Genomic DNA, 24,973 nt, shown 5'->3' on the forward strand with positions numbered 1-24,973 from the left:
CTTTCCGAATTCCCGGAGGAAACTTGCGTCTCAGGTCACCCGCAATCGTTTCCCCCGTCGGAGGCTCTCGGCTCACGCTTGAGACTTGCCACCGTCTTCCAAGGCGGCCATGGCAATGGCCTGCCTGCGGGCGTCGCGGTAGCGGGAAAACTGCGTGTCGGCGATCACGCCGGCAAGGATGACGCTGCCCATGACGGCGAAATTCAGTGAAGAGGGGATGCCCAGGAGATTGACGAGGTTTTGCAGGACCTGAAGCAGGATCACGCCCAGCACCACGCCGATGATCGACCCCTCGCCGCCCCGCAAAGAAAAGCCACCCAGGACCGCGGCGGCTATGCCGTACAGCTCGTAGAAATTGCCATGGGAGGAAGGCTGGACGGAGCGGGTATACATGGCGAAAAACACCGCCGAAATGCCTGTCAGGAACGCGCAAAGCACATAGGCTTGGATGATGACCCTGGTGGTGTCGATACCTGAAAAACTCGCCGCCTCGGGATTCTTGCCGACGGCAAAAAGATGTCGGCCGAGCACGGTCCGGTGCAGGAGAAACCACGCTGCAACAGCGACCAGCAGGAACGCGACGACGGAATGGGGCACGCCGGCTGTGCGGCCTGCGATCAGATATTCCAGCATCGGAAAGTCGGACCCGAAGGTGAAGCCGGCCGTGCCATCCCTGGTGTAGAAGCGCGCAATGCCGCGATAGATCAGAAGCCCGCAGAGCGTGACGACGAAAGGCTGAAGCTTGAGGCGGGTTATCAGCCAGCCGTGCAGAAGGCCGATGGTGGCTGACAGCGCCATCACGATTGCAAGTGCGACTGGCCAGGGAACGCCGAAGCTGGCGATTAGATCGACAAAAATGACGCCTATCAACGCGATCACCGAGCCGATGGACAGTTCGATGCCCGCGGTGACGATGACGAAGGCCTCGGCAATGGAGAACAGCCCGAACAGGCCGATCAGGTTTGCCGTGTTGGCCAGGTTGATCGGCGACAGGAACCGTGGATTCATCACGGCGACGATTGCACCGACGGTCATCACAAGCGTGGCTAATCCGATATCTTTTTTCTGCATGCTGCGGAGTCCCTATTCCACGGCCAGTTGGAGAATGGTCTCCTCGGTCAGTTGATCGCGCGCGAGCGTCCCGGCGATGCGACCGCGGCACATGACGGCGACCCGATCGGATATCCCGATCACCTCTTCCATGTCCGACGAGATCATCAGCAGCGCAACGCCATCGGCGGCCAGCGCCTGCATCAGGCGGTAGACTTCCGCCTTGGCGCCGACATCGATGCCGCGTGTGGGCTCGTCCAGAATGATGATCCTGGGCTTCATTGCCAGCCATTTGGCCAAGACCACCTTCTGCTGATTGCCACCGGACATTTCTGCCGCCGCGCGACCGAGGCCTGCCGTCTTGATGTTCAGTTTGTGCCGCGATGCCTCAGCCAGGGCGGTCTCGGCGCCTGTATCGACAAATCCTACTCGCGACAGCGCGGCATGGCTCGGCATGGCGATGTTCTCGGTGATCGAGAAATCGAGAAAAAGGCCTTCCGTCTTGCGATCCTCCGGCACCAGGCAGAGGCCGGCGGCGATGGCGGCTGGAACGGAATGGCCGACGAGTCGCTGGCCCTCGATCTCCAGCACGCCCCCTTCGATGCGGTCTATGCCAAAAAGCGCGCGGGCAAGCTCCGTACGCCCCGCGCCGACGAGGCCCGTCAGGCACAGGATCTCGCCCGCGCGCAGGCAAAGGTCGAGCGGATGCTGCGGATAGGCCTTTGTGCGCAGCCCCTTCAATTCCAGCACCGGCCTGCCGGGGTCATGCTCTGCCTTTTCGTAGAACTGGCCGACATCGCGGCCGATCATCAACCGGATCATGGCGTCCTTGGTGATTTCGCCGCAACCGAGGGTTCCGGCATTGCGGCCGTCACGCAGCACCACGACGCGGCTCGCCACCTCCTCGATTTCAGCCAGGCGGTGGGTGATGAACAGCACCGCCACGCCGTCGACACGCAACTGCCTGATTACGTCAAGAAGACGCTTGGTCTCGGACAGGGTCAGGCTGGACGTGGGTTCGTCGAGAATGAGCAGGCGTGGATCGATCGAAAGAGCACGGGCGATTTCAAGCAATTGCTGATCAGCCAGCGACAGGCCGGAGACAGCGTCATTCGGACCGAAACGAGTATCCAGCCTGGCGAGGATCGGCGCGACCTTGCGCTCCATGGCGGCCTGGTCGAGAAAGCCGAACATCCCGCGCCTGATCTCGCGCCCCAGAAGCACGTTTGCCGTCACATCGAGATTGGAAAACGGATTGAGTTCCTGGTGGACAAGGGCGATGCCGCGCTCATGCACGCGCGCCGATGTCAGCGATGTCACTTCCTCGCCATCGATGACGATGCGGCCCTCGTCCGGTGCGATTGCGCCGCTTAGCACTTTCATCAGCGTGGATTTTCCCGCGCCGTTTTCTCCAACCAGGCCGACCACCTCGCCGCCGCGAATGCTCAGCGAGGCATTGTTGAGGGCGATTGCTCCCGGATAGACCTTGGTAATCCCCAGAAGGTCGAGCGATATATTTTTTTGCCGATAGGCCGTCATCGAAACTCCCGGATGGCAGAAACGGATAGGTGCTGCACGAACCACGGGAGTTCGTGCAGCAGGGACCTTTTTGGAGACGGCTTCTATTTCCCCACGCGCGCCTTCAATTCGGCGGCGAAGGCATCGACATTGCCCTTGTCGATCTTCTTGGTCGGCACGATGATCAGGCCGTTTGCCGRCACCTGCGACTTGTCGCCCTTCAGGTAGGCGGCCATCAGCTTCATGCCCTGGTATCCCCATTGATAGGGGTCCTGGACCACCGTTCCGGCGAATTTGCCTTCCCTCACCGCGCCGAGCGTGACGGGATCTTCGTCGAAGGCGATGACCTGGATTTTTCCCAGCTTGCCGGCCGCCTGCAGCGCTTCGTAGATCTTGGGCGGATTATAGGAGTAGAAGCCGACCATGCAGGTGATGTCAGGGCTGGCGGCCAGCACGTCATCGACATTCGACCGGGCTCGGGCGAAATCGACATCGTCGCCACGCACATCGACCAGTTCTATGCCGGATCCTTTAACCGCCTTGCGGAAGCCTGCGATCCGTTCGACGGCATTGTCGGCCCCCAGGAAGCCGACGAAGCCCATGCATTTTCCGCCCTTGGGCATGGCCGCCCGCGCGATCTCGCCGGCCTGGACCCCGGCATCCGTATTGGACGAACCGAGATAGGCGATGCGCTTGCTGGCGGGCGCATCGCTATCGGTGGTGAACAGCGGCACCTGGGCCGCGATCCTGTTAAAGGCGCCGATCGAGTTTTTCGGATCGGCCGACGAGATCATGATCGCATCTGCCCCGGCGGCGACCAGGTCGTCCATCAGGGCATTCTGCAGGGCGGCGGTCCCCTGGGCCGGGTAACGGAACTGCAGGTCGTAACCCGGCAATTCGGCCTGGGCCGCCTTTACGCCAGCCTCTGCCAGTTTCCAGAAATCGGACGCGGCGTTGACGACAAAGGCGAGCGCCGGCTTGTCCTCGGCAAGTGATGGGCTGGCGGCAAGCACCAGGCCTGCGGCAAGCATCAGTGAATTGAGACGTTTCATGTTGTTCCTCCCCGCGACCCATTCCTCAAAGGTCGCGCTAAACACGGTTTCACATCTGGTGGCTAAGTAATATTATTACTAATAATTCGCATCCTGCCAAAGGGGCCGGGAGACGAACCGGCACCTCCCTGGCAGGGATACGCACTAGTTCTTGGCGCAGAAACCCGGATCGTCGAGGTTGCAGACGTCAAGGCCGGTAAACAGCGGATCGGCCACTTTCTCGCCCTTGATCAGCTTGATCATGACGTCAGGCGCCTTGTAGCCCATCTCGAAGGGGCGCTGGCCGACCTGCGAATGGCTGCGACCTTCGCGGAAGGCCTTGGTCTGCGGAGGCAGCGTATCGCCGGCGATGATGATCAACTCCTTGCTCTTGAGCTTGGGCATCACCTGGTCCGTGACCTGCGCATAGGCCTGCGGGGCAAACTGCGCCCAGCCGCCGACAAGGATGAAGGCGTCCAGTGTGGGATTTGCAGTGAACACATCCGACATCTGCTGGTTAGCAAGGTCTGCCTGGTCATTGGTGTAAACCGGGCACCCCCCGATTTCCTTCCAACCGCCCTGTCCGGTCAGGCGATCGATGTTCTTGGCGCCGCCGATGGTGTCGCGGAAGCCCTGGGCGCGGGCATTGATATTGGCGGCGGCCACGTTGCCGAGTTGCAGGCAGACCGACCCGCCCTTCGGCTTCAGCTTCATGGCCTGCTCGGCCATCTTCACGCCCATCAGGTAGTTGTCGGTGCCCAGATAGGTCTTGCGCAGAGCATGGTCCTTCTCGAGAAAGTCCGCATCGACAGTCATAACCGGAATGGACGGGGCGATGGCCTTGATGCGGGTCGCCATGGCCGGCGCGTTCGAGGGCGAAATGGCGATGGCCGCAACGCCTTTCGTCAGCAGGTCGTCGACGATCTGGACCTCGCCGGCCTCGTCCGCCGATGAGGCCGGGCCGGTATAGAGGCATTCATATTCGCTACTCGCATTCTCCGACTTCCACTTCTTGCAGCCGAGATTGATCTGCTCGAAGAACGGATTGTCGAGACCCTTGACGACGATCGCCAAGGTCTTTTTGCCTTGCGCTGCGGCCGGCGCCGCGGCAAGCGCCGCAACTGCCATGGCCGCCATTGCCAATATATTGATTTTCATTTTCTCTCCTCCTCCTCTTACACCGGTCGAGGCCTCATGCCTCAGCCGGGATACCAGACAATGCGCGGGTCGTTGTCCGCGCGCTCGTAGCGCCATGCGCGATCGATCATCTGCTCCAGATCGACCTGCGGTGCCCAGCCAAGCAGCATTCTTGCTTTGGAATTATCGAGCCAATTGCTGTGAAACGGGGTGTCGATCTCGATCGGCCGTAATCCATGCCGCGCCGCCAAACGGGCGCCGAGATCGCCGTAATCCACTGGCTGGTCCATTGAAATGTTGAAGAGTTGGCCGGTGGCGTGCGGGTTGTCGATAGCAGCCAGGATCGCGCCGACCAGATCGTCGACATGGACGAAATTGCGCCTGAGGTAGCCGCCCCCGGCGTCGCGCATGACGGGCGCATAGCCGCCCTTGCGGCACTGTTCGAGCGCATCTGCGTCGATCAGTTCCGACCAGCTTGGGCCACCGAACTGGTCGTCGCCGAGGGCAAGCGCGAAGCGGAAGTCATCCTTTTCCATGATCCAGGGCGCCCGCAGGGTCGTCCAATTCACCCCATACTGAATGCCGAACTGCTCCAGCATCACCTCCTCCAGGGTCTTGGTCAGGGCATAGCAGCCCTTGTAGGCACGGCGCGCCGAGGTTTCCGTGATCGGCTCGTCGTAGCGCTGGAAGATATGGCCCACGGTGCAATCGCCGCTGAGAAGGATGAACTGCCGGGCGGTATCGGATTTGCGGAACGCGTCGAGCAGCAGGAAAAGGCCCTTCAGCGCGACATCGAAGATCTGTTCCGGCGTCTCCTTGACGGCGGCCATGTGGATCACATGGCTTACCCCCTGCAGGGCTCCGGCGACCACGGCGGGATCCGACATGGAACCGGCGACGACGGACAGGCGGTCTGCAGGCTCGACGGTCCTGTTGTTGCAAAGCGCCGCCACCTCCCAATCCGCGAAACGGAGATCAGACAGGAACGCCGGCAGGAAAGCCTGTCCTACCTTCCCTGTGGCGCCTGTAACCAGCAGTTTCATGTCGCACTCCCCTGCAACATTCCTGTGTGGTGGATTTTGTTTACTAATAATATTAAGTCAAGTAATTAGTTATTGAATGCGCAAAACGGGAACGCGGGCGGGGCAAAGAGCCGCCTGCCGGAGCGCCAGGAAACCATCGCGGGGGAGGAGAACCACGTGTCGCGACTTGTCTTTTCGGGAATTTCGAAAAACTTCGGGGCCATCCAGGCACTCAGCGACGTGTCGCTGTCCATCGAACCGGGAGAAGTGCTGGGACTGATGGGTGACAACGGCGCGGGCAAGTCCACGCTGGTCAAGATCATCGCCGGCAATTTCCGCCCGTCTACCGGCGAACTCAGCATCGATGGAAAATCTGTCGTCTTTCACAAGCCGATCGATGCGCAGCGCGAGGGGGTGGAGATGGTTTACCAGGACCTCGCGCTTGCCGACAATCTCTCGGCCGCCTCGAACGTTTTCTTGGGCAGGGAGCCGCTGCGCCGGTTCGGGCCGATCCGATACATCGATTTCAAGCGGATGAACACGGTCTCTGCCAACCTGTTCAAGCAGCTCAAGTCCGAAACCCGCCCGCGGCAGCTCGTGCGGCGCATGTCCGGGGGGCAGCGCCAGGCGGTCGCGATCGCCCGCACGCTGCTGTCGGAACCGAAGATCGTGATGATGGACGAACCGACGGCGGCCATCTCGGTACGCCAGGTGGCCGAAGTGCTCGACCTGATCCGCCGCCTGCGCGACCGCGGCATCAGCGTGATCCTGATCAGCCATCGGATGCCGGACATCTTCAGCGTGTCCGACAACATCGCCGTCCTGCGCCGCGGGCGCTTGGTCTGCCGAAAACCGGTGGGCGCCTCGTCGCCCGAGGAAGTGACCGGACTGATCACCGGCGCCATCGATGCCGCCTAGGAGAAAAATTGCCATGACGACACTCGACGACATCATCAACAATTCCCGGCACGACAGCTGGTTTGCCCGACTGAAGAACCTGCAGGTCTTCTGGGTCTTCATAGCGGCCGTGCTGGCATGCCTGGCCCTGTCGCTGATGACCGATGCGTTCACCAGCGACCGCAATCTCTTTAATGTCGCCCGAAATTTCGCCTTCGTGGCGGTCATTGCCATCGGCATGACGGCCGTGATCGCATCGGGCGGCATCGACCTGTCCGTCGGCTCGAGCGTGGTGCTGAGCGCCATGGTGATAAGCGTGGCCATGGCCAGCGGCATGGGCTTCTGGCTGTCTGCCGGTCTTGCGCTGGGTGCCGCCCTGCTGATCGGCCTGTTCAACGGCATCCTGATCGCCTATGCCGGTATGCCGGCCTTTGTCGTGACGCTCGGGAGCCTGTCGGCCGCCCGGTCCCTGGCGATGGTGCTTTCGGACAACAAGATGATCTGGGAGTTCGGTCCCGATCACGACCTGCTGCTGTGGATCGGCGGCGGCTCGACACTCGGGCTTCCCCATCCACTATATGTGCTGTGCGTGCTGGCCGTGGTCATGTCGCTGGTGTTTCGCTGGACGAGGTGGGGCCAGCATCTTTTCGCCATCGGCGGCAACGAGAACGCAGCTGTGCTGGCCGGCATTCCGGTGCGGCGTCTGAAAGTCAGCATCTACATGTTCTCGGCCATGACCGCCGGGCTGGCCGGCATCCTGATGGCCGGCTGGCTGGGAAGCGTCACGACCAATCTCGGACAGGGAATGGAACTGACCGTGATTGCCGCCGCCGTAATCGGCGGCGCCAACCTGGCGGGCGGGGAGGGCAATGCGCTTGGCGCGGTGGTCGGCGCATTGTTGATAGAGGTAATTCGCAACTCCCTGATCCTGTTGGGCATCTCGACTTTCTGGCAAGGAATGTTCATAGGTACGTTCATAATCGTTGCTGTGGCATTCGACCGATTCCGGAATATGCGGCGATAGGTGGAAAACCTTGCGGTGTTGTGGCAAGCGACATGGAGAACGCCTTGAAACCAACCATGATGGATGTCGCGGCGCGAGCAAGTGTGTCACAGGCAACCGTTTCCCTGATCCTCAACGGCAGTGCCGGCGCACGCTTCAGCGAAGCCACGCGCAAGAAGGTGATGGATGCGGTTCAGGAGCTCGGCTACAGGCTCCCCAACAGGTCGCCGTCTGGCGACCTGTCCGACAGCAGGGTCATCTGCTTCATCACGGACGAGCTGACAACCGATCCCTGGATGGCGCTCGCTTTCGAGGGCGCGCGGGAAAAGGCGCTCGAATTCGGCATTATCGTCACGCTCGGAATTTTTCGCGCGGGCGAGGACCCCGACGAGGACGTGTTTTCGCTGTGTCGGCAGCAGCCCTTGCTGGGCTATATCTTCGGCACCATCCTGACCCGCAAGATCGACCCGCCGGCGGCCCTGTTCACTGTGCCCTCGGTGCTCGTCAATTGCTACGACCAGGACAGGCGACTGCCCTCCATCGTGCCGGGAGACGTCGCCGGTGGCCGCGCCGCCACGGAGCGGCTGATCCGCGCCGGCCGCAGCCGGGTCGCCTTGATCAACGGCCAGGAGGGTCTCGACAATCCGCGTGACCGGTTGCGCGGCTACAAGCAGGCGCTGGCCAGCAACGATTTCACCTTCGACCCGCAACTGGTGCGCTACGGAAATTGGGAGCCGTCATCAGGCTATAGCGAAACCCATCTGCTGATGGACCTGCCCAATCCCCCCGACGCAATCTTCTGTGCCAACGATCTGATGGCGCTGGGGTGCGTCGAGGCGCTCAAGGAGCGGGGGAAGTCCGTCCCGAAGGACGTCTCCGTGATCGGGTTCGACAATCGCGACATCGCCCAGTTCATCCGTCCGCCGCTGACGACCCTACACCTGCCGCTGTTCGAGATGGGCGCCATGGCCGTGGAAATGATCCACGACATCGCCGGCGGCCTGAAAAGCAGCCATGACCAGCTGAAGGTCGAATGCGCCCTCGTCGAGCGTGAATCTGTCTAATCGACCGCGGGATACAGTCCTATTCGGCAGTGTCATGGTGTCGACCAGCGATACGGCCGTCCACTTACGGTCAGGCGAACTCAGGCGACTACTGCTGGACTTCGGCATTGACCGCGGAGAGCTTCATGCCGTTTACGCCAGCTACCGCCATGTGCCAGCTTCTCTACGGGCCTTCCTTGATTTTGTGGTGGAGAGGTCCAAGGTCAGGCAGGATTGAGACAGACAACGCGCAGGCGACCGGTCACCGCGCCCGCCGTCTGCCGCTATTCCCGCGGGGGACAATCTGAACGCTTTATCAGCTGCCCGGCGTTGCTTCGGCAGCAACAACAGCCAACACCTTCCAGACCTTGTCGATGACGGCGCGGCGCGGCCGGCGCCGGGCGATCGCCGAGAGAGAGAAGGCCGGCAACCTGCCATCAGTTATCGACGCATAACGTACGCCTTCGAACGAAAGCACCAGTGTCGATCGCGGCAGAAGTGCGGCCCCGAGGCCAGCCGAGACCAGCGACAGCATGGTGAGGGCCCGCGTTGCCTCCTGGACGATCTGCGGCTCCTGGCCAGCCGCGGCAAAAGCATCCAGGATCCGCGCATGTGTCGCCGGCCCCTGTTCCTTTGGAAAAAGCACAAGCCCGCGCGCCGCGAGCTCACCAAGGGTCACCCTATCCGGGCCGCCGTCCTTCGGCAGCACGGCGATAAGCTCCTCATCCGGAAACGTCAGGATATCGAGACGTTCGCCTGTGCCGAACGGCGGATGGGTAAAGCCGATATCCAGATCGCCTTCCGAGATCGCCGCGAGCTGCTCATTGCTGCTGAGCTCGAACAGATACGGCCGCACCCCCGGGAGTTCATCCCTCAACCGGCGCAGCAGCCGCGGCAGATGCCGGTAGAGCGCGGCCGAGACGAAACCGAGGCGGAGTTCACCCGCCTCGCCATCCGCTGCCTCGCGCGCCAGCGCCATGGCGGCGTCCGCATGCCGTAGTGCCGCGCGCGCATCGTCGAGAAAAACCCGGCCGGCGTCGGAAAGAATTAGCCTTCGGTTGATGCGTAGGAAGAGCTTGACGGCGAGTTCCTTCTCCAGCCGGGCAATCGATTGGCTGAGCGGCGGTTGCGCCATGCCCAGCCGCCCGGCGGCGCGGCCCATATGCAGCTCTTCCGCGACGGCGAGGAAATGTCTGATGTGCCGGAGTTCCATATCGCGATAATATCAAAAAGCCTCATGCGCGTCATCGATTCCGGATCCGTCTCGTCCAAATATGGGCGTGAAATAAAACGGAAGGAATTCAGCCATGAACATCATGTTCTCATCTGACGTGATCGTCACCCTTGCCCTTGCCGGGATTATCGGCACTGCCGCTTCGGCGGACATAGAGCGCACCGATCGCTTCGTCGAGCTTGCCGGCGGCGAGCGGCTGTTCGTCCGGGAGGTCAAGCGCCGAGTGGACGTTCCCGGGAGATCAGCGGTACTGCTTGTGCATGGCGCTCGCGTTCCCGGGCTCGCCTCCTTCGATCTGCCGGTCGAAGGCGGATCGCTCGCTGCCGATCTCGCAGCGGAAGGCCACAAGATCTACATTCTCGACCTCAGGGGCTATGGCGTATCGAGCCGGCCGCCGGGTATGGATGAGCCGCCGGAAGGCGGCGCACCGCTTGCCCGCACGGCCGATGCCGTTGCCGATATCGGTGCCGCGGTGGATGCCATATCCGGATGGAGTGGCGATGATCGGGTGTCGTTGGTCGGCTGGGCCACAGGCGGCCACTGGGTCGGCGCCTATGCGAGCGAAAACCCGAAAAAGGTCGAGCGTGCCATTCTCTACAACACGCTCTACGGAGGGTCCGACGAGCATCCGACACTGGGACGCGGTTCGCCGCTTGACGACAAGGAAAGTCCTGGAACCTTCGATACGGCTGCTTTCGGTGCTTACCGTCTGAACACCCGGGAGAGCCTGTTTACCGCCTGGGACAAGAGCATTCCCGCCGCAGACAAGTCGCAGTGGCGAGACCCCTCGCTGGCAAAGGCCTATGGCGATGCCGCGCTCGCTTCGGACCCAACGACGTCGGCGCGCAATCCGCCGAGCTTTCGGGCTCCGAGCGGTGCAATGGCCGATAGTTTCGAACTCGCGCTCGATCGCCGGCAATGGGACGCGTCAGCGCTGTCGATGCCTGTGCTGGTGATCCGGTCCCAGTTGGATTTCTGGAGCAGATCAGCAGATGCCGAAACCATCGCCAGGGAAGCGCCCAATGCGCAACTTGTCACCATTCCGAATGCCACGCACTTCGTGCATCTCGACCGCGACAGAGCCGGACGGGCGGCCTTCATGTCGGCGCTCCTGCGCTTCCTGAGGACGTGATGCTGCTTTCGATCGCAGAACTGCGCCAGACCGTCTGAAACTCTCACAGTGAGATCACCAGGAAGTGTAATTGGAACCGATCTTGAGCAATAATTTTATTGGGCCTCGCAGGAGAGAACGGGCGAACAACGCTCGCCCGTTCCGAGTTCATTTCGTGATGGTCTTGCCGTTCGGCAATTCTACGCCAACGACGTCATCGACGCGGCCGGCACCGGTCTCGACACCCTCGGCCGAACCAACATTCATGTTGGAGGAATTGGTATTCGAGGTGATGGCATTCGAAGTGATGGCGTTGGAGGTGATGGCGTTGGAGGTGATGGCGTTGGAAGTGATGGCGTTGGCCGTTATTGCGTTTGCGGTGATGGCATTGCTCACGGTTTCCGCGGATGCAGGAATTGCGGCGGCAGTGAGAAGCGCGATAAGCGCGAGTTGGCGGATTTTCATGATCATTTCCTTTTGACTGAAGGGAACCGAGGACAATCCAGCGGTTTCGAAATTCCTGCGCTTCAAAATTTTCAAGGACAGGAAACGGTTTTCGGCTAGCGGGAGCGGTTGAAAAGCAACGCCTTACCGAACAGCCCGGCTTCGGCATTCTGTAGTGTGCAAGGCGTCGTGCCGAGGCGGTCGGCGAGGCGAGGGCAGGAGCGGCTGAGGCCGTCGAGCGTCATCCTTTCGGGGACCCGGGTATGCGCTACGCAGACGGCCCCCGTGGAGCTCCATGCCGCTTCAAAGCTCAACTCATCGCTGCCGGAACTCTCGGCCTCGCGCTGGATGCCGCGATCGTCGTAAATGTCGATCTTCATGCCGGTTCGGGTCGTGGCGTGGTCGCCGCAATAGTCAGCACGGACCATATTGACGCAGGCGCGGTGGTACTCCGCCAGATCCATACCGTCTGACAGGGTTTTCCAGGGCTTATAACCGAAGCGGACGCATTTCCCCTGGGCTCCGGCCGAACATGTAAGGGTGAAGCCGGATCGCGAAGTCATTTTTCCCTCTCCGTTCCACTGCCCCCTGAGCGGAAACATCCAGCGATTTCCATCGGGATCAGCTTCGCAGAGCTCCGCCGGTGTCGCGCCGTCGACAATGGTGACCTTGTGCAGCAACACCTCGCCCTCGGGATCGCGACTGTCGGTCACGATGTCATCGATGCGGACACGATGGGCAACGGGGTCGCCGGACAGGAGCAGCGACAGGGTAGCGCCGATCAATTCTTTGCCCTGAAGAACTCTGCCGCTCGAAAAGGTAAGCCGGAAGGCGGTTCCCACCACGTCGGTTTTCTCGATCCGCTCCGGCAGTGACACCGTTGCCGCAGCCGGCAACGAAGAGCTTGCAACGGCGGCGCAACAGATGAGGGCCAAGGCAACCAGTTTGGTAAATGCACATGGTCCGATCATCTCGACCACACGATCAGGAGGAATGTGGCAACGGCTTTCGCGCGTCGTCGCCATGGGTTTGCTCCGTCGTCAATGACGACAAGGCGCGGCTGCTGGTGGATTCGGGTATCCATGGACGGGTCTCAAAATCGAAGCTGGAGAGCGCGCGTCGCGCCTTGACCAAGCCCTCTAAACTACGTTCCCGGCATCGTCGTCACCCGCAAGTATGATGTTGCTGTGTCTTCCGGCCAGTTAGCTGCGCTAAAGCTTCCGATTGCATATTTCCCGGTATTCCTGCCAATGTCCGGCCGGCAGAGGTGAACACGACGCGATTGCGCGGGGGGCGGCATGAGCAGACTGAGTGACGAAATATTGTCGTCGATCATCGGCGATATCTATGATTGCGCCTTGAGTCCGGAAGGCTGGACAGGCGTCATGACCCGCATCACGAGTACCATCGACGCTGCCTACACGACGATTGCCCTGACCAGCGTCAGGGACAGTCGAGGTCGATTTGCGGCGCAGTCTCCCTGGGATGCCGAGCAGTTGAGAGCGCTACAGGACTATGAGCTTGACGCGATACCTGGCCTAAGGGCCGCGGTCATCGGCGACATCGATCTGCCCCAGCGGACATTGTCTATCATCAGTGAAGGGGAACTGGAGCAATCCGCGTTCTTTCAGGAATGGGCAAAACCTCAAGGTTTGCGAGAGGCGTGCACGACGAAATTCGTCCATACGGCGGATCGGATCGGACTATTCAGTACCACGACCTGGGCGAATCGGCCGCCGATCAGTGATGAAGAACAGCGCTTTCTGGCTTTGCTTTCACCCCACCTGCGCCGCGCTTCGCTGATCGGCGATCTCCTGGACCACACGCGCGTCACCGCCGGCATATATCGCGGCGTGCTCGACAGCCTCGCTGTTCCCGTCATTCTCGCCGGAGTAGATGGTGCGATTCTTCATGCCAATGCCCATGCGGTAAAAATGCTCGACGAGAACAAACTTCTGCGCTCGCGAAGCGGCGTCCTTCAGGCTCACGCCCCTATGGTTTCACGCGCATTGCTGGACGCGATAGCGGCCGCGGCGCATGCGGACGCCTTTCTGGGTTCGCGCGGTATCGGTCTGCCAATTTCTGCCCCGGGACAGTCTCCGGCGGTCGCCTACGTCCTGCCGCTCAGCGAAGGCACTGCACGAGCGGCCTTCAGGCCTGCGTGCGCCGCCGTGTTCATATCGACCACCATCTCCGCTTCGCCGCCGCCTGAAGACGTGCTGATCGCCCTCTACGATCTGACGCCCGCGGAGGCGCGCGTCGTCCTGCAGATCGGCAGAGGATTGAGCTCAGCGCAATGTGCCGCCGCGCTTGCCATCAGCGGGAATACGCTAAAAACCCATCTCAGCCGGATCTATGCAAAGACCTCCACCTCACGTCAGGCCGATCTCGTCGCACTTGTGTCGACGATCTCGTCGCCAATCTTGCACGAGATGTCGTTGGCTGCGTCGGCCGGCACAACGTGATGGGATTGCGCCTGTGCGAGGCTGCTTCGAAGCTGCGTCGTGGAGAGGCAGCGGGCTCGATGATTTCCGACCTTGTGGACTATCTTGCCCAGCCAGAGGCGAAGATCATGGAGCAGGAACAGATCGATCCCCAAATTCCAAACATTGTCGCAACATAGGCATGAATAGCCCACGTTCGTAGAGGGCATCCGCCGATCTCGCTGCGTGGGGTGAAAATCTCTCTTTCGAGGCGGCCGCAAGCCCCTATCTGGGCCGCCGTACGACGCGGACGTTGCCGCTGCTTCCGCCGCCGCAGAAGAATTGATGGGCGCCATCGGATTCGAGGCCCGACACACCGAGCCCGGGTGGCATTTCGAGCATTTCCAATGGCTCTCCCGTTTGGGGATCGATGCGTCTCACCTCGCCCTCGTCGCCTTCCCAGACGCCGTGCCAGAGTTCGCCGTCGACCCAGGTCACGCCGGTGATGACGCGGTTGGATTCGATGGTGCGGAGGATCCTGCCCGTATCGGGATCGATTTGATGGATTTTTCGGCCTCGATATTCGCCGACCCAGAGCGTTCCTTCGGCCCAGGCGAGACCGGAATCGCCGCCATTTCCAGGTGCGGGAATCGTCGCGAGGATGGTGCCTGTTTTCGGATCGATCTTGTGGATACGGTCTTCGGCGATCTGAAACAGGTGTTTGCCGTCGAAGGCAGTCCCCGCATGCGCGGCGACATCGATCGAACGCACCGTCTCGCCGCTCGCCGGATCGAAGGCGTTCAGCTTGTCTCCCGAGGCAAACCAGACGTGCCGGCCATCGAAGGTGACGCCATGTACGTCATTTATTCCAGGGAAGGGGCCGTATTCTCGGATTATTTCGGCTTGAGATTTTTTCATGGGCCCATCCTAATCATTCGGCAGCGGACTGGGGAGTAACAAGATTGTCGGGAAGCCCGGCACGGACGGAGCCATCCACCGACGCGCCCGCCCCTGGCCGAACCACTGCACCTTGCCGCCTGCCAAAAGCTGGTCCAGCGCCCGCTGCACGGTGCGGGAACTGGCGCCAAGTGCGATCGCCAGCGCCGAGCTCGACCACGCTTCGCCGTCGGCAAGCAAGGCGAGCACCGCCGCATGCTGCTCGTCCACGGGCGGCGCCAATACGACGATGCGCCCATTTCCATGTGGTGACAGCGCAAAACCCCTCTTGGTCGCGGTGACATTCGCCAGCGTCTGAAGCTCGACACGCAGTCGGCCAATTTCGACCCGCAGGCGGGCGCGATGCGATTCGTCCGCGTGCCTGGCCCGGAAGGCGCGGTAGAGCAGCGTGCTTCTCGGCACATCGCCTGGCCAGGCCTCTCCCAGAGCGCGGGCGAGCGCGAACAATATCGGCCGCGACGAGAGCGAGATAACCGCGTCTCCGGTCCGCACGACGTTGCGGCATGCATCGACTACCAGCGCGCCGGAGGCGAGGAGGGTTTCGACCTCCTCCAGCAGCAGCGGACGTTCCTCGCCTCGTGCGATCAGGCGCACCGCGGGCGTCTTCAGGACGAGCGACGCGGTTTCGACCTCCGCCGTCAGTGCCGGAATGTCGGCTTCCCGTGCGGCCTGCTCCGCGCGGGTCAGCGCGGCGCGTGCCGCTTTCGTCCGGAGGCGGCGGATTGCGACGCCGGCGATCACCATTTCATAGGCAGCCCTCGACGCCGGCGGAAGCGGCGGTGGCTCGAAGGCGGCGAGCAGGCGCTCAGCCTCGTCGAGCCGGCCGATCAGCAGCAGGCGCCGGACCTCCAGATTGAACGCATGCGCGGCATTCACCCGGTCACCATGCGCTTCAAGCACCGCCCGGGCTGCGTCGAGTGCTTTCACCGGCCAGGTCAGATCGCGGGAGACGAGCGCGATCTCCGCCTCGGCGACGACACATCTGGCGCGCGCCATCGTCTCTTTGGGGCCGAACGCGCGAGTGGCTCTTTTGAGGAGAGCCTTCGCTCGGACGAGCTCGCCGAGCTGCGCCATGGCGATGCCTCTAAGGGCGAGTGCCGGCGCATCCTCGCGCAGCGCCACCCGCTTCAAGGCACCAAGGGGATCACCCGAGGCGAGTGCACGCGCCGCGGCGGTGATCAGCGAGTCCATCGGAATCCCGTCACACTTGTCACTCTCACCATTCGATATCCGGCCCTAGTCTATCCCTCGACCATCAAGCTGCATTCCAACAAACAGGAGGTTGATATGCAAAATCAAGTCGTTTCGCCGGAAGAATGGTTGAAGGCTCGCCTTGATCTGCTCGCTGCGGAGAAGGAATTCACCCGCCAACGGGATGCGCTGACGCGCCGCCGGATGGCGATGCCCTGGGAACGGGTCGAAAAACCCTATCGGTTCGAGGGGCCGAATGGCGAGCTTTCCCTGGCGGATCTTTTCGACGGGCGGTCGCAATTGATCGTCTATCATTTCATGTTCGGTCCCGACTGGGAGGAGGCATGCAAGTCCTGTTCGTTCTGGGCCGATAATTTCAACGGCATCCCGATCCATCTCAACCATCGCGACGTGACCTTCGTCGCCATCTCGCGGGCCTCGCTTGCCAAGATCGACGCCTACAAGAAACGCATGGGCTGGACCTTCCCGTGGTTCTCCTCAAACGGCAGCGATTTCAACTTCGACTATCAGGCGTCGGTGAGGCCGGAAGATCTCCCCAAGGGCGTGGCCTATTACAATTACAAGGTCCAGCCGAGCAACGCATCCGAAGAAGTGGGCATCAGCGTCTTCTGCAGGAACGACAGCGGCGAGGTATTCCACACCTATTCCTGCTATTCGCGCGGCGTCGACATGCTCAACGGCGCCTACCATTATCTGGATCTTGTGCCCAAGGGCCGCAACGAGGACGAATTCCGGTTCCCGATGGCGTGGCTGCGCCGGCACGACCAGTATTGAGGCAGCCTTTGGCTGGTCTTGACAGGAACCGGAGCCGACTCGGTCGATCCGGCTCAGGCAGTTAACGTTCTGACATGCCGGCATTTCACGGCTGCACGCAGGCAACTTCATCGCCGCGCGACCGGCTGCCGGACACTGCAAAATGGAGATAAAAATGACCAATATTCAATATCGGTGGATCATCGTGGCGGCTGGCGGCCTTCTCGGCTGCCTCGCCATCGGATCGATGTTTTCCCTGCCCGTTTTCCTCATGCCCATCTCGCGCGAGACCGGATGGTCGGTCACCGGCGTGTCGAGCGCCATGACCATCGGGTTTGTCGCGATGGCATTCGCCAGCATCGCATGGGGCAGCCTGTTCGATCGGTGGGGACCTCGCCCCATCATTCTCGCCGGCTCGATTCTGCTCAGCGTCAGTCTTGCATCGGCAAGCCTGACGACATCGCTGCCGGCATTCCAGCTCATCTTCGGACTTGCCGTTGGCACGGCGATCGCGGCAATCTTCGCGCCGATGATGGCCTGCGTCACAGGCTGGTTCGATACGCATAGAAGCCTCGCGGTCTCGCTGGTTTCGGCCGGCATGGGCATGGCGCCGATGACGATGTCGCCTTTCGCGGCTTGGCTGGTGTCGATCTACGACTGGAGAACATCCATGCAGATCATCGCGATACTCGTGGCGGTCGTGATGATCCCTGTCTCTCTGCTCGTCCGGCGTGCGCCGGCTTTGGAGAGCGGCAATATTGCCGCATCGCCGGGGGAAGATCCTCAGTCCTCCATGTCGACGCGGCAGGTGTTGAGATCGCCCCAGTTCATCATCCTGCTGCTTACCAATTTCTTCTGCTGTGCCACCCATTCTGGACCGATCTTCCACACCGTGAGCTATGCGGTGACCTGCGGAATTCCGATGATAGCAGCCGTGTCGATCTACAGTGTCGAAGGCCTGGCAGGCATGGGTGGCCGCGTCGTGTTCGGCATTCTCGGAGACCGGTTCGGTGCCAAGCAGGTGCTCGTTCTCGGTCTGCTGGCCCAGGCGTTCGGCGCGCTGGCCTATGTTTTCGCACAAGGTCTCGGGTCATTCTATACAGTCGCCGCCTTGTTCGGCTTCATCTATGCCGGTGTGATGCCGCTCTATGCGGTGATCGCCCGCGAGAACTTCCCGATGCGGATGATGGGCACGGTGATCGGCGGGACAGCAATGGCCGGCGGCCTGGGCATGGCGACCGGCCCCCTGGCCGGAGGACTGATCTACGATACGCTCGCCAGCTACACGTGGCTCTATGTCGGCTCCTGGGGTATCGGGATCGGCGCCTTCCTGATCGCCCTGACCTTCAAGCCTTTTCCAAAGGGTCGACAGGCGGTGCCGGCCCTCGACGCCGCCTGATGCCTCAGCGGGCAGCAGTGATCCCGACGAGGCAAAGCCAGGGCGGGATATCGGCTGCGAGGAGATGGAAGACCCTGCCGCGGGTTTTGCGACGAAGGCGCCTTGTTTTTTGAGATCTGCGTTCTCTATAGATGGGGACGGCGAGGTTTTTTCCGAATGCAAAGCAATGAGATCGCGGCCCTGATCAATCGCGTGGCGATGGGTGATCGCAAAGCGTTCGCCTCGTTGTATAATGCGACGAGCCCGAAACTATTTTCGATCTGTCTGCGTATCTTGAAAGACAGGGCCGACGCGGAAGAAGCGCTCCAGGAAATCTATGTCAGGGTCTGGCAGCGCTCCAGGACTTTTGCCGTGGATACCGGTTCGCCCCTCGCCTGGTTGGCGGCGATCGCGCGCAATCACGCGATCGACATCCTGCGGGCCAGGAAACCTGTCGCCGAAGACCTTGATGCCGCTTACGACCTTGCCGATGACGGCACGCTCGATCCCGAACAGCAGGTGGCCAATGCGGATGAAGGCCGTCGCATCGACAGGTGCATGCAGGAGCTGGATTCCGCGCATGCACGTGCAGTTCGACGTGCCTATGTGGAAGGTTTGAGTTATCTTGAACTGGCGGAAGAATTGAAGGTACCGTTGAATACGGTGCGCACGTGGCTGCGCCGGAGCCTTCTCAAGTTGAGAGAGTGCATGCAGCGATGACGTCGGGCGAACAAAGTCAGGGCAGGCGGCCGCAGGACGAGATCCTGGCCGGCGAATATGTGCTCGGCGTTCTCTCACTCGAGGCTCGCCGCGCCGTTGAACAGCGGATCGCCAATGATCGCGCGTTTGCTCGGATCGTCGAACGGTGGCAGGCGGATCTTGCCTCCTTCAACGACGACTACCAGGACGTGGCGCCGCGCCCGGTGGTTTTTGGCCGGATAGAAACCCGTCTCTTCGGTCCTGCCCGGGTTGCCGCCCCCTCGTGGGATCTGTGGAATTCCGCGCTGTTCTGGCGATGGTTCGCGCTCGGCACGTCGGCGGTTGCTGTCGCTGCCGTGTTTTATGCGTCGGGTGTGATTCCAAGGCCGCAGGGAGCTGCTCCGCTGGTGGCGGAATTGTCCTCGACCAATGACCAGATCAACTTGCTCGCGTCCTATGATGCCGGAACCGGCCGATTGCGGATCGTGCCGGTCGCGGCCGGTGGACGCGAAGAGAAATCGCTGGAGCTCTGGCTGGTGCCCGGAAGCGGCGATCCGCGTTCCCTCGGCGTGTTCCAGCCGGATCGGGCCGGCGAGCTCGTCATTCCCGCAGATCTGCGCGGCAACATGGCCGAAGGCGCGACACTTGCCGTCAGCCTCGAACCGTTCGGTGGTTCGCGGACCGGCCTGCCCACCGGCCCGGTCGTGGCAAGCGGTGCCGCCCACCGACCATGACGGCGAAAGCTGAAGGTCAGGCCGCAGTCTCGCCGATATCCCAATAGAGCCCGGCCATCATCGCGAGGCCCTCCCGGACGATCGAGATCGGCAGGTGCTCGTTCGGCGCATGCTGCAGGCAGCCGGGATAGGAATGGGGAATCCAGATCGTCGGTAGGCCGAGCAGATCGGAAAAGATGTTGTTCGGCAGCGAGCCGCCGAGATTGGGCAGGATCGCCGGCGGGCTCCCGAGCGTCTTCTCGATCGAGGCGACGACGCGGCTGACCCAGGGATGATCGGGATCGAGGCGGCTGGCGAGGAAGATCGCGTCGGTCGGGTCCTTGACCACCACCCGGTCATAACCCGCATCGATCAGCACTTTGCGGACGGCGGGGACCACCGCATCCGGATCGACGCCGACCGGGAAGCGGAGCTGCATGCGGGCGCGAGCTTTTGGCGGGATGGCGTAGAGCGGCTGGGCGAGGTTGCCGCATTCCATTTCCATCACCTCGAAGGAACTCCAGGCAAACACCTTCTCCTCCGGCGTCAGGCCGGGCTCGCCCCACCAGGGCTCGATCGGCGGGTCGCCGGCAGTGGGCGTGATGTGGCAATCCTTCAGCGCAGTGCGGACATTTTCCGGAATCGAACCCGGCGTCATTTCGGGCACCTTGATCTGGCCGGTGCGGCCGACCAGTGCGGTGATCGCGTGGCAGAGTTCGATGCCGGGATTGGAGAGGATGCCGCCCCAGTTGCCGGAATGCTGAAAACTTTCGCGCGCATTGATCTCCAGATGGAAGGACATGCCGCCGCGGGCGCCGAGGAAGATCGTTGGCCGTTCGAGGGCGAGGCGTGGACCGTCCGAGGCGATGAAGACGTCCGCCTTCAGCTCGTCCCGATGCGCCGCGCACATTTCCTCCAGCCCCAGCGAACCGGATTCCTCGCCCATCTCGATCAGGTATTTGAGGTTGAAGCCGAGCGAACCCTTTGTCGCGAGCAGTGCTTCGACGGCGGCGAGGTTCACCGCGTGCTGGCCCTTGTTGTCGGCCGTGCCGCGGCCATACCAGGCGCCGTTCTTCTCGGTCATCTCGAAGGGCGAGAGGCCTGCCTCCCACTGGCCGTCGAGACCGGCGACGACATCGCCGTGGCCGTATTGCAGGACGGTCGTGAAGCGCGGGTCTTCGATGCGTTCGGCGAGCAGGAACGGGCCGGGAGCTCTATCGTTTTCGTAGATCTTTGTCGTGAAGCCAAGCCGTTCGAAAAACGGCTGCATGTCCTCGGTGACGTAGCGCCAGAGGTCCGGCCTGTTGGCCGCGACGCGGCTGGCAGACGGGATCGCCACGCGTTTGCGCAGCGTGGCCTCAAATGAGCCGTCATCGAGATAACCGACGGCCTTGTCGATCGTTGCTTGGCGGGAGGAAGCGGTCATCGGGGCATCCTTGGAAACTCAGGCCGTCCTGGCCTTCGCGGCGGGAAAGACAGTCGCGTTCGAGAGGTCGAGGTCGAAATGGCAGCGGAACATGCCATGCGTCTCGGTCACCTTCTGCGGTGGCAAGGTATTGCGACAGATGTCCTGCGCGAAGGGACAGCGGGTATGGAAACGACAGCCGGACGGCGGGAAGGCCGGGTTCGGAAGCTCGCCCGCGATCGGATGCAGCGAACGGTCGCTGGTATCCATGTCTGGTGCTGCGTCGATCAGCAGGCGGGTATAGGGATGGCGCGGCTTGCGGAACAGTTCTTCCGACGTCGCCTCCTCCACCAACTCGCCGAGATACATGACCCCGATCCGGTCGGCCATGATGCGCACGACCGAGAGATTGTGGGTGATGAACAGGCTGGTGAGGTGCAGGTTCTTCTGCAGGTCGCGGAGCAGATTGAGGATCTGCGCCTGCACCGATACGTCGAGCGCCGACGTCGGCTCGTCGAGGATCAGGAATTCCGGCTCACCGGCAAGCGCCCGGGCGATGCAGATGCGCTGCCGCTGGCCTCCTGAAAACTCCTGCGGGTATTTTTCGGCGTCCGCTGCGGAAAGGCCGACCTGGACCAGCAATTCGTCGACGCGGGCGCGGATCGCGGTGCGGCCCGTGCGCAGCCTATGCACCCGGATCGGCTCGGCGATGATGTCCTCGATCGTCCAGCGGCCGTTGAGCGAGGAATAGGGATCCTGGAAGATCATCTGCAGCCGCGGCTTGTTGCCGGATGCATTGGGCGGAAAGCTGATCTCGCCGGATGTGGGCGCCATCAGGCCGGAGACGAGGCGTGCCAGCGTGGACTTGCCGCAGCCGCTTTCGCCAACCAGGCCCATGGTTTCGCCATGGCGGACGGTGAGGCTGACGTCGCTGACGGCCTTGGTGCCGCCGCTCCCGCTCTTCTTCAGCCGTTCGATAAGGCTCTGGTTGCGGCGGTAGACCTTGCTGACGTGATTGAGGATGAGGAAGTCGGAAGCGCTCATGCGGTCACCCTTTCCAGCGGGTGGAAACAGGAAAAGGCAGAGCTTTCCCCGTGATAAAGCGGCGGTATGGTCACGCGACAATCGCCTTCCGCCCTGAAACAACGCGGATTGAAGGCGCAGCCGGGCGGAACCGCACCGAGCCCCGGCATGGCACCTGGGATCTGGTCGAGCCGCATCTCGCCGGTGGCCGACGGCATCGGCGTCGCCCGGATCAGCCCGCGGGTATAGGGATGTTTCGGCGCATTGAAGAGCTCGCCGACCGGGCTGATCTCGGCGACGCGGCCGGCATAAAGCACCGCGACGCGATCGGCCATCTTGGCGATGACGCCAAGGTCGTGGGTGATCAGCATCATGCTGACATTGCTTTCGCGATGCAGGTCGCGCAGCAGTTCGAGGATATGCGCCTGGACGGAGACATCGAGGGCCGTGGTCGGCTCGTCGGCAATGACCAGCACCGGGTCGGCACAGAGCGCGAGCGCGATCACCACGCGCTGCCGCATGCCGCCGGAAAGCTGGTGGGGGAAACGCTTGAACTGGACGTCAGGATTGGGCAGGCCGACCCGGTCGAGCCAGCCCAACGCTCGTTTCTTCGTCTGGCTGCCGCTGAGTTTCAGATGCGCCTGAATGGTGTCGCAGAGCTGCTGGCCGATGGTGATGACCGGATTGAGGCTGGTCATCGGGTCCTGGAAAACGAAACCGATCCGGCCGCCGCGCACGCCGCGCATCGCCTTTGGGGAAAGCTGGTCGAGCCGTTCGCCGGCAAGGGTGATGGTGCCGCCGGTGCGTTTCAGCGGCGGCACGAGAAGGTCGATGATCGCAGCGCCGGTGATCGACTTGCCAGCACCGGACTCGCCGACGATGCCGAGCACCTCGCCAGGATTGACGAAAAAGGAGACCTTGTCGAGCGCGGTGACCAGCCGCCCATCGCGATTGATGGTGACGGTGAGGTCGCGGACGTCGAGGAGGGGAGTGGCTGCGTTGATCATGAGCGGCCCCGCAGGCGCGGATTGTAGACGTCGCGCAGATGGTCGCCGAGGATGTTCACCGAAACGACGAAGAGGACGAGGATCAGGCAGGGCCAGACCGAGATCCACCATTCGCCCGACTGCAGGAAATTGTTGCCGTTGCGGATCAACGTGCCGAGCGACGGCGAGGTGACCGGAATGCCGATGCCGAGGAAGCTCAAGGTCGCCTCGGTGATGATGGCGATGCCGAGATTGATGGTGGCGATGACCAGGACCGGGGCCATGACGTTCGGCAGGATATGCAGGACGATGATCGCGAGATTGCTGCGGCCGGTGATGCGGGCGGCCGAGACATAGTCCTGGTCGCGCTCGATCATCACGGAAGAGCGAATGGTGCGGGCATACTGGACCCAGAAGGCGATGCCGATCGAGAGCACTACGATGGTGATGGCGGTCGTCACGCTGCGTTCCGCGCCGAGCACGGCGCGGGCGGCGCCATCGATGATCATCGCCAGCAGCAGGGCGGGGTAGGCGAGCTGCACGTCCGCGACGCGCATGATGAAGGCGTCGACCCTGCCGCCGACGAAACCGGCGATCAGGCCGAGGCTGCCGCCGAGGACGAGGCCGATGGTGACCGACAGGAAGCCGACGATGATCGAGGTGCGCATGCCATAGGCCATGGCGGTGATCAGGTTGCGGCCCTGGTCGTCGGTGCCTAGCGGGAAATCAACCGACCCTTCCGCCATCCATGCCGGCGGAATGAAGCTGTCCAGCACCGACATGCCGGAGAATTCGAACGGGTTCAGGGAGAACAGCGGCACGACGAAGGCATAGACCAGCAGGGCTAAGATCATGACGGCACAGAAAGTGGGGCCGGGTGCTCTGCGCATGGCGCGCAGAAGCTTGGCGCCTCTGCTGCGGCGAGCGGGGCCGGCTACCGGGGTGTTGACGACAGGCGTCATGATTGCCTCCTCAACACACGGGCGTCGATCAGCGGATAAAGCAGCTCGACGACCAGATTGATGACCATGAAGACCAGGCCGACGAAAATCAGGTAGATGGCGATGACCGGAATATCGGCACCCTGGATCGATTGCAGGAACAGCGAGCCGAGGCCCGGCCAGGCGAAGACGTTTTCGGTGACCACCGAAAAGGCGATGATGTTGCCGAGCTGCAGGCCGAGCATGGTGATGACCGGCAGCAGCGTGTTCTTGATCGCATAGACATACCAGATGCGCGCTTCCGACAGGCCGCGGGCGCGGGCAAAGCGGATATGTTCGCTCTGGCCGACCTCCATCAACTGGGTGCGCAGCATGCGGATGATGAAGGCGACCTGGAAGGTGGAAAGCGTCGCTGCCGGCAGGAGGATCGCCCGCCAACCGGAGACGGTGAGGAGCCCGGTCTTCCAGAAGCCGAGATCGACGACCGTGCCGCGCCCGAACGAGGGGAGCAGGCCGAGCTGTACCGAAAACACGGCGATCAGCAGGATGCCCACGACGAAGTTCGGCAGCGTGATGCCGGCCGTGGAGATCAGCATGATGAAGCGGCCGAACAGCGAATTCGGATTGACGCCGCAATAGATGCCAGCCGGCACTCCGACCACGATCGTGATCAGCAGGCTGACGAAGGCGAGCTCGACGGTCGCGGGAAGGCGTTCCGCGATCAGGTTGGCGACCGGGTCCTGGGTGCGATAGGAAAAGCCGAAATCGCCCCGCAGCATGTTGCCGATGAAATGCAGGAAGCGCGTCCATAGCGGCTGGTCGAGGCCGAGCTTGGCGATCAGTTCCAGCCGCTCGTTGACGGTCGCGTCGGCGGAGAGGAGGGCCGCCAGCGGGTCGCCGATATTGGCGACCAGCAGGAAGGCGATGAAGCTGATCACCAGCAGGACGATGACCGTCTGCACGATCCGTGACGCGGCATAATTCAGCACGACA

Annotated in this window: 25 protein-coding genes; 10 read left to right on the top strand and 15 right to left on the bottom strand. The window is 62.2% G+C overall.

Annotated elements, in window-relative coordinates; all coding sequences use genetic code 11:
• Positions 1 to 72: 72 nt before the first annotated feature.
• The 5 genes from AC1DLT_RS14915 to AC1DLT_RS14935 all read right to left on the bottom strand — a co-directional run bounded on the left by AC1DLT_RS14915 (position 73) and on the right by AC1DLT_RS14935 (position 5,779).
• A complete protein-coding gene (locus AC1DLT_RS14915) occupies positions 73 to 1,071 on the bottom strand; it encodes an ABC transporter permease (RefSeq protein ID WP_477487250.1) in 999 nt (332 codons plus the stop codon).
• 12 nt (positions 1,072 to 1,083) lie between these two features.
• On the bottom strand, positions 1,084 to 2,589 hold the full coding sequence (locus AC1DLT_RS14920; RefSeq protein WP_477487251.1) for a sugar ABC transporter ATP-binding protein: 1,506 nt from the start codon (positions 2,587 to 2,589) through the stop codon (positions 1,084 to 1,086).
• A gap of 83 nt (positions 2,590 to 2,672) precedes the next feature.
• The gene (locus tag AC1DLT_RS14925) at positions 2,673 to 3,620 is read right to left on the bottom strand and encodes a sugar-binding protein (RefSeq protein WP_477487252.1); all 948 of its coding nucleotides are present in this window, start codon (positions 3,618 to 3,620) and stop codon (positions 2,673 to 2,675) included.
• Between the two features lie 144 nt (positions 3,621 to 3,764).
• On the bottom strand, positions 3,765 to 4,757 hold the full coding sequence (locus tag AC1DLT_RS14930; RefSeq protein WP_247039135.1) for a substrate-binding domain-containing protein: 993 nt from the start codon (positions 4,755 to 4,757) through the stop codon (positions 3,765 to 3,767).
• A gap of 41 nt (positions 4,758 to 4,798) precedes the next feature.
• Positions 4,799 to 5,779, bottom strand: a complete 981-nt coding sequence (locus tag AC1DLT_RS14935) for an NAD-dependent epimerase/dehydratase family protein (RefSeq protein ID WP_247039134.1) — start codon at positions 5,777 to 5,779, stop codon at positions 4,799 to 4,801.
• A gap of 156 nt (positions 5,780 to 5,935) precedes the next feature.
• Between AC1DLT_RS14935 and AC1DLT_RS14940 the strand changes: the two genes are divergently transcribed.
• The 3 genes from AC1DLT_RS14940 to AC1DLT_RS14950 are packed head-to-tail and all read left to right on the top strand — an operon-like array spanning position 5,936 to position 8,722.
• The gene (locus AC1DLT_RS14940; protein ID WP_038547041.1) at positions 5,936 to 6,676 is read left to right on the top strand and encodes an ATP-binding cassette domain-containing protein; all 741 of its coding nucleotides are present in this window, start codon (positions 5,936 to 5,938) and stop codon (positions 6,674 to 6,676) included.
• A 13-nt stretch (positions 6,677 to 6,689) separates the two neighbouring features.
• Positions 6,690 to 7,679 (top strand): ABC transporter permease, encoded by a 990-nt coding sequence (locus AC1DLT_RS14945; protein WP_038547039.1) that lies wholly within the window; start codon positions 6,690 to 6,692, stop codon positions 7,677 to 7,679.
• 44 nt (positions 7,680 to 7,723) lie between these two features.
• Positions 7,724 to 8,722 carry a LacI family DNA-binding transcriptional regulator gene (locus AC1DLT_RS14950; protein WP_244447450.1) on the top strand — a complete coding sequence of 333 codons (999 nt, stop codon included), beginning with the start codon at positions 7,724 to 7,726 and terminating at the stop codon, positions 8,720 to 8,722.
• 295 nt (positions 8,723 to 9,017) lie between these two features.
• Here the strand turns inward: AC1DLT_RS14950 and AC1DLT_RS14955 are convergent, their stop codons facing one another.
• On the bottom strand, positions 9,018 to 9,914 hold the full coding sequence (locus AC1DLT_RS14955; RefSeq protein ID WP_477487253.1) for a LysR substrate-binding domain-containing protein: 897 nt from the start codon (positions 9,912 to 9,914) through the stop codon (positions 9,018 to 9,020).
• Positions 9,915 to 10,008: 94 nt separating this feature from the next.
• Between AC1DLT_RS14955 and AC1DLT_RS14960 the strand changes: the two genes are divergently transcribed.
• Entirely contained in the window at positions 10,009 to 11,067 is a 1,059-nt protein-coding gene (locus AC1DLT_RS14960) for an alpha/beta fold hydrolase (RefSeq protein WP_477487254.1), read from the top strand.
• A gap of 147 nt (positions 11,068 to 11,214) precedes the next feature.
• Here AC1DLT_RS14960 and AC1DLT_RS14965 read toward each other — a convergent pair whose 3' ends face one another.
• Positions 11,215 to 11,511, bottom strand: coding sequence for a hypothetical protein (locus AC1DLT_RS14965; RefSeq protein WP_247039130.1), 297 nt, complete (start codon positions 11,509 to 11,511; stop codon positions 11,215 to 11,217).
• A 95-nt stretch (positions 11,512 to 11,606) separates the two neighbouring features.
• Positions 11,607 to 12,515 carry an ADYC domain-containing protein gene (locus tag AC1DLT_RS14970; RefSeq protein WP_477487255.1) on the bottom strand — a complete coding sequence of 303 codons (909 nt, stop codon included), beginning with the start codon at positions 12,513 to 12,515 and terminating at the stop codon, positions 11,607 to 11,609.
• A 273-nt stretch (positions 12,516 to 12,788) separates the two neighbouring features.
• Between AC1DLT_RS14970 and AC1DLT_RS14975 the strand changes: the two genes are divergently transcribed.
• Positions 12,789 to 13,955, top strand: coding sequence for a LuxR C-terminal-related transcriptional regulator (locus AC1DLT_RS14975; RefSeq protein ID WP_477487256.1), 1,167 nt, complete (start codon positions 12,789 to 12,791; stop codon positions 13,953 to 13,955).
• Entirely contained in the window at positions 13,955 to 14,113 is a 159-nt protein-coding gene (locus AC1DLT_RS14980) for a hypothetical protein (RefSeq protein ID WP_477487257.1), read from the top strand. The genes AC1DLT_RS14975 and AC1DLT_RS14980 overlap by 1 nt, the downstream gene beginning before the upstream one ends.
• Positions 14,114 to 14,198: 85 nt before the next feature.
• On the opposite strand, the gene AC1DLT_RS14985 is transcribed toward AC1DLT_RS14980, so the two are convergent.
• Both AC1DLT_RS14985 and AC1DLT_RS14990 read right to left on the bottom strand, forming a co-directional pair.
• Entirely contained in the window at positions 14,199 to 14,831 is a 633-nt protein-coding gene (locus AC1DLT_RS14985) for a Vgb family protein (protein ID WP_477487258.1), read from the bottom strand.
• 9 nt (positions 14,832 to 14,840) lie between these two features.
• The gene (locus AC1DLT_RS14990) at positions 14,841 to 16,061 is read right to left on the bottom strand and encodes a helix-turn-helix domain-containing protein (protein WP_477487259.1); all 1,221 of its coding nucleotides are present in this window, start codon (positions 16,059 to 16,061) and stop codon (positions 14,841 to 14,843) included.
• 96 nt (positions 16,062 to 16,157) lie between these two features.
• Between AC1DLT_RS14990 and AC1DLT_RS14995 the strand changes: the two genes are divergently transcribed.
• The 4 genes from AC1DLT_RS14995 (at position 16,158) to AC1DLT_RS15010 (ending at position 19,646) form a co-directional block, all read left to right on the top strand.
• Complete coding sequence (locus tag AC1DLT_RS14995) at positions 16,158 to 16,856, top strand: DUF899 domain-containing protein (RefSeq protein ID WP_477487260.1); 699 nt, start codon at positions 16,158 to 16,160, stop codon at positions 16,854 to 16,856.
• Positions 16,857 to 17,010: 154 nt separating this feature from the next.
• Complete coding sequence (locus AC1DLT_RS15000; RefSeq protein WP_477487261.1) at positions 17,011 to 18,234, top strand: MFS transporter; 1,224 nt, start codon at positions 17,011 to 17,013, stop codon at positions 18,232 to 18,234.
• A gap of 156 nt (positions 18,235 to 18,390) precedes the next feature.
• Complete coding sequence (locus tag AC1DLT_RS15005; RefSeq protein ID WP_477487262.1) at positions 18,391 to 18,933, top strand: sigma-70 family RNA polymerase sigma factor; 543 nt, start codon at positions 18,391 to 18,393, stop codon at positions 18,931 to 18,933.
• A complete protein-coding gene (locus AC1DLT_RS15010; RefSeq protein WP_477487263.1) occupies positions 18,930 to 19,646 on the top strand; it encodes an anti-sigma factor in 717 nt (238 codons plus the stop codon). The genes AC1DLT_RS15005 and AC1DLT_RS15010 overlap by 4 nt, the downstream gene beginning before the upstream one ends.
• Positions 19,647 to 19,662: 16 nt before the next feature.
• Here AC1DLT_RS15010 and AC1DLT_RS15015 read toward each other — a convergent pair whose 3' ends face one another.
• Genes AC1DLT_RS15015 through AC1DLT_RS15035 form a run of 5 tightly spaced genes read right to left on the bottom strand, consistent with a single transcriptional unit; the run spans position 19,663 to position 24,969 of the window.
• Entirely contained in the window at positions 19,663 to 21,051 is a 1,389-nt protein-coding gene (locus AC1DLT_RS15015) for a M20 family metallopeptidase (RefSeq protein WP_477487264.1), read from the bottom strand.
• A gap of 18 nt (positions 21,052 to 21,069) precedes the next feature.
• Complete coding sequence (locus AC1DLT_RS15020; protein WP_477487265.1) at positions 21,070 to 22,074, bottom strand: ABC transporter ATP-binding protein; 1,005 nt, start codon at positions 22,072 to 22,074, stop codon at positions 21,070 to 21,072.
• Entirely contained in the window at positions 22,071 to 23,060 is a 990-nt protein-coding gene (locus tag AC1DLT_RS15025; RefSeq protein ID WP_477487266.1) for an ABC transporter ATP-binding protein, read from the bottom strand. The genes AC1DLT_RS15020 and AC1DLT_RS15025 overlap by 4 nt, the downstream gene beginning before the upstream one ends.
• Positions 23,057 to 24,001 (bottom strand): ABC transporter permease, encoded by a 945-nt coding sequence (locus tag AC1DLT_RS15030; protein ID WP_477487267.1) that lies wholly within the window; start codon positions 23,999 to 24,001, stop codon positions 23,057 to 23,059. The genes AC1DLT_RS15025 and AC1DLT_RS15030 overlap by 4 nt, the downstream gene beginning before the upstream one ends.
• Complete coding sequence (locus tag AC1DLT_RS15035; RefSeq protein ID WP_247038838.1) at positions 23,998 to 24,969, bottom strand: ABC transporter permease; 972 nt, start codon at positions 24,967 to 24,969, stop codon at positions 23,998 to 24,000. The genes AC1DLT_RS15030 and AC1DLT_RS15035 overlap by 4 nt, the downstream gene beginning before the upstream one ends.
• Between the last annotated feature and the right edge of the window lie 4 nt (positions 24,970 to 24,973).

Source organism: Neorhizobium sp. 05N33 (genome assembly GCF_056397445.1).

Excerpts from the sequence above, each read along its gene's own strand:
- AC1DLT_RS14915 (WP_477487250.1), bottom strand. The coding sequence starts at position 1,071 with ATGCAGAAAAAAGATATCGGATTAGCCACGCTTGTGATGACCGTCGGT.
- AC1DLT_RS14920 (WP_477487251.1), bottom strand. The coding sequence starts at position 2,589 with ATGACGGCCTATCGGCAAAAAAATATATCGCTCGACCTTCTGGGGATT.
- AC1DLT_RS14930 (WP_247039135.1), bottom strand. The coding sequence starts at position 4,757 with ATGAAAATCAATATATTGGCAATGGCGGCCATGGCAGTTGCGGCGCTT.
- AC1DLT_RS14935 (WP_247039134.1), bottom strand. The coding sequence starts at position 5,779 with ATGAAACTGCTGGTTACAGGCGCCACAGGGAAGGTAGGACAGGCTTTC.
- AC1DLT_RS14945 (WP_038547039.1), top strand. The coding sequence starts at position 6,690 with ATGACGACACTCGACGACATCATCAACAATTCCCGGCACGACAGCTGG.
- AC1DLT_RS14955 (WP_477487253.1), bottom strand. The coding sequence starts at position 9,914 with ATGGAACTCCGGCACATCAGACATTTCCTCGCCGTCGCGGAAGAGCTG.
- AC1DLT_RS14960 (WP_477487254.1), top strand. The coding sequence starts at position 10,009 with ATGAACATCATGTTCTCATCTGACGTGATCGTCACCCTTGCCCTTGCC.
- AC1DLT_RS14965 (WP_247039130.1), bottom strand. The coding sequence starts at position 11,511 with ATGAAAATCCGCCAACTCGCGCTTATCGCGCTTCTCACTGCCGCCGCA.
- AC1DLT_RS14970 (WP_477487255.1), bottom strand. The coding sequence starts at position 12,515 with ATGGCGACGACGCGCGAAAGCCGTTGCCACATTCCTCCTGATCGTGTG.
- AC1DLT_RS14975 (WP_477487256.1), top strand. The coding sequence starts at position 12,789 with ATGAGCAGACTGAGTGACGAAATATTGTCGTCGATCATCGGCGATATC.
- AC1DLT_RS14980 (WP_477487257.1), top strand. The coding sequence starts at position 13,955 with ATGGGATTGCGCCTGTGCGAGGCTGCTTCGAAGCTGCGTCGTGGAGAG.
- AC1DLT_RS14985 (WP_477487258.1), bottom strand. The coding sequence starts at position 14,831 with ATGAAAAAATCTCAAGCCGAAATAATCCGAGAATACGGCCCCTTCCCT.
- AC1DLT_RS14990 (WP_477487259.1), bottom strand. The coding sequence starts at position 16,061 with ATGGACTCGCTGATCACCGCCGCGGCGCGTGCACTCGCCTCGGGTGAT.
- AC1DLT_RS14995 (WP_477487260.1), top strand. The coding sequence starts at position 16,158 with ATGCAAAATCAAGTCGTTTCGCCGGAAGAATGGTTGAAGGCTCGCCTT.
- AC1DLT_RS15000 (WP_477487261.1), top strand. The coding sequence starts at position 17,011 with ATGACCAATATTCAATATCGGTGGATCATCGTGGCGGCTGGCGGCCTT.
- AC1DLT_RS15005 (WP_477487262.1), top strand. The coding sequence starts at position 18,391 with ATGCAAAGCAATGAGATCGCGGCCCTGATCAATCGCGTGGCGATGGGT.
- AC1DLT_RS15010 (WP_477487263.1), top strand. The coding sequence starts at position 18,930 with ATGACGTCGGGCGAACAAAGTCAGGGCAGGCGGCCGCAGGACGAGATC.
- AC1DLT_RS15015 (WP_477487264.1), bottom strand. The coding sequence starts at position 21,051 with ATGACCGCTTCCTCCCGCCAAGCAACGATCGACAAGGCCGTCGGTTAT.
- AC1DLT_RS15020 (WP_477487265.1), bottom strand. The coding sequence starts at position 22,074 with ATGAGCGCTTCCGACTTCCTCATCCTCAATCACGTCAGCAAGGTCTAC.
- AC1DLT_RS15025 (WP_477487266.1), bottom strand. The coding sequence starts at position 23,060 with ATGATCAACGCAGCCACTCCCCTCCTCGACGTCCGCGACCTCACCGTC.
- AC1DLT_RS15030 (WP_477487267.1), bottom strand. The coding sequence starts at position 24,001 with ATGACGCCTGTCGTCAACACCCCGGTAGCCGGCCCCGCTCGCCGCAGC.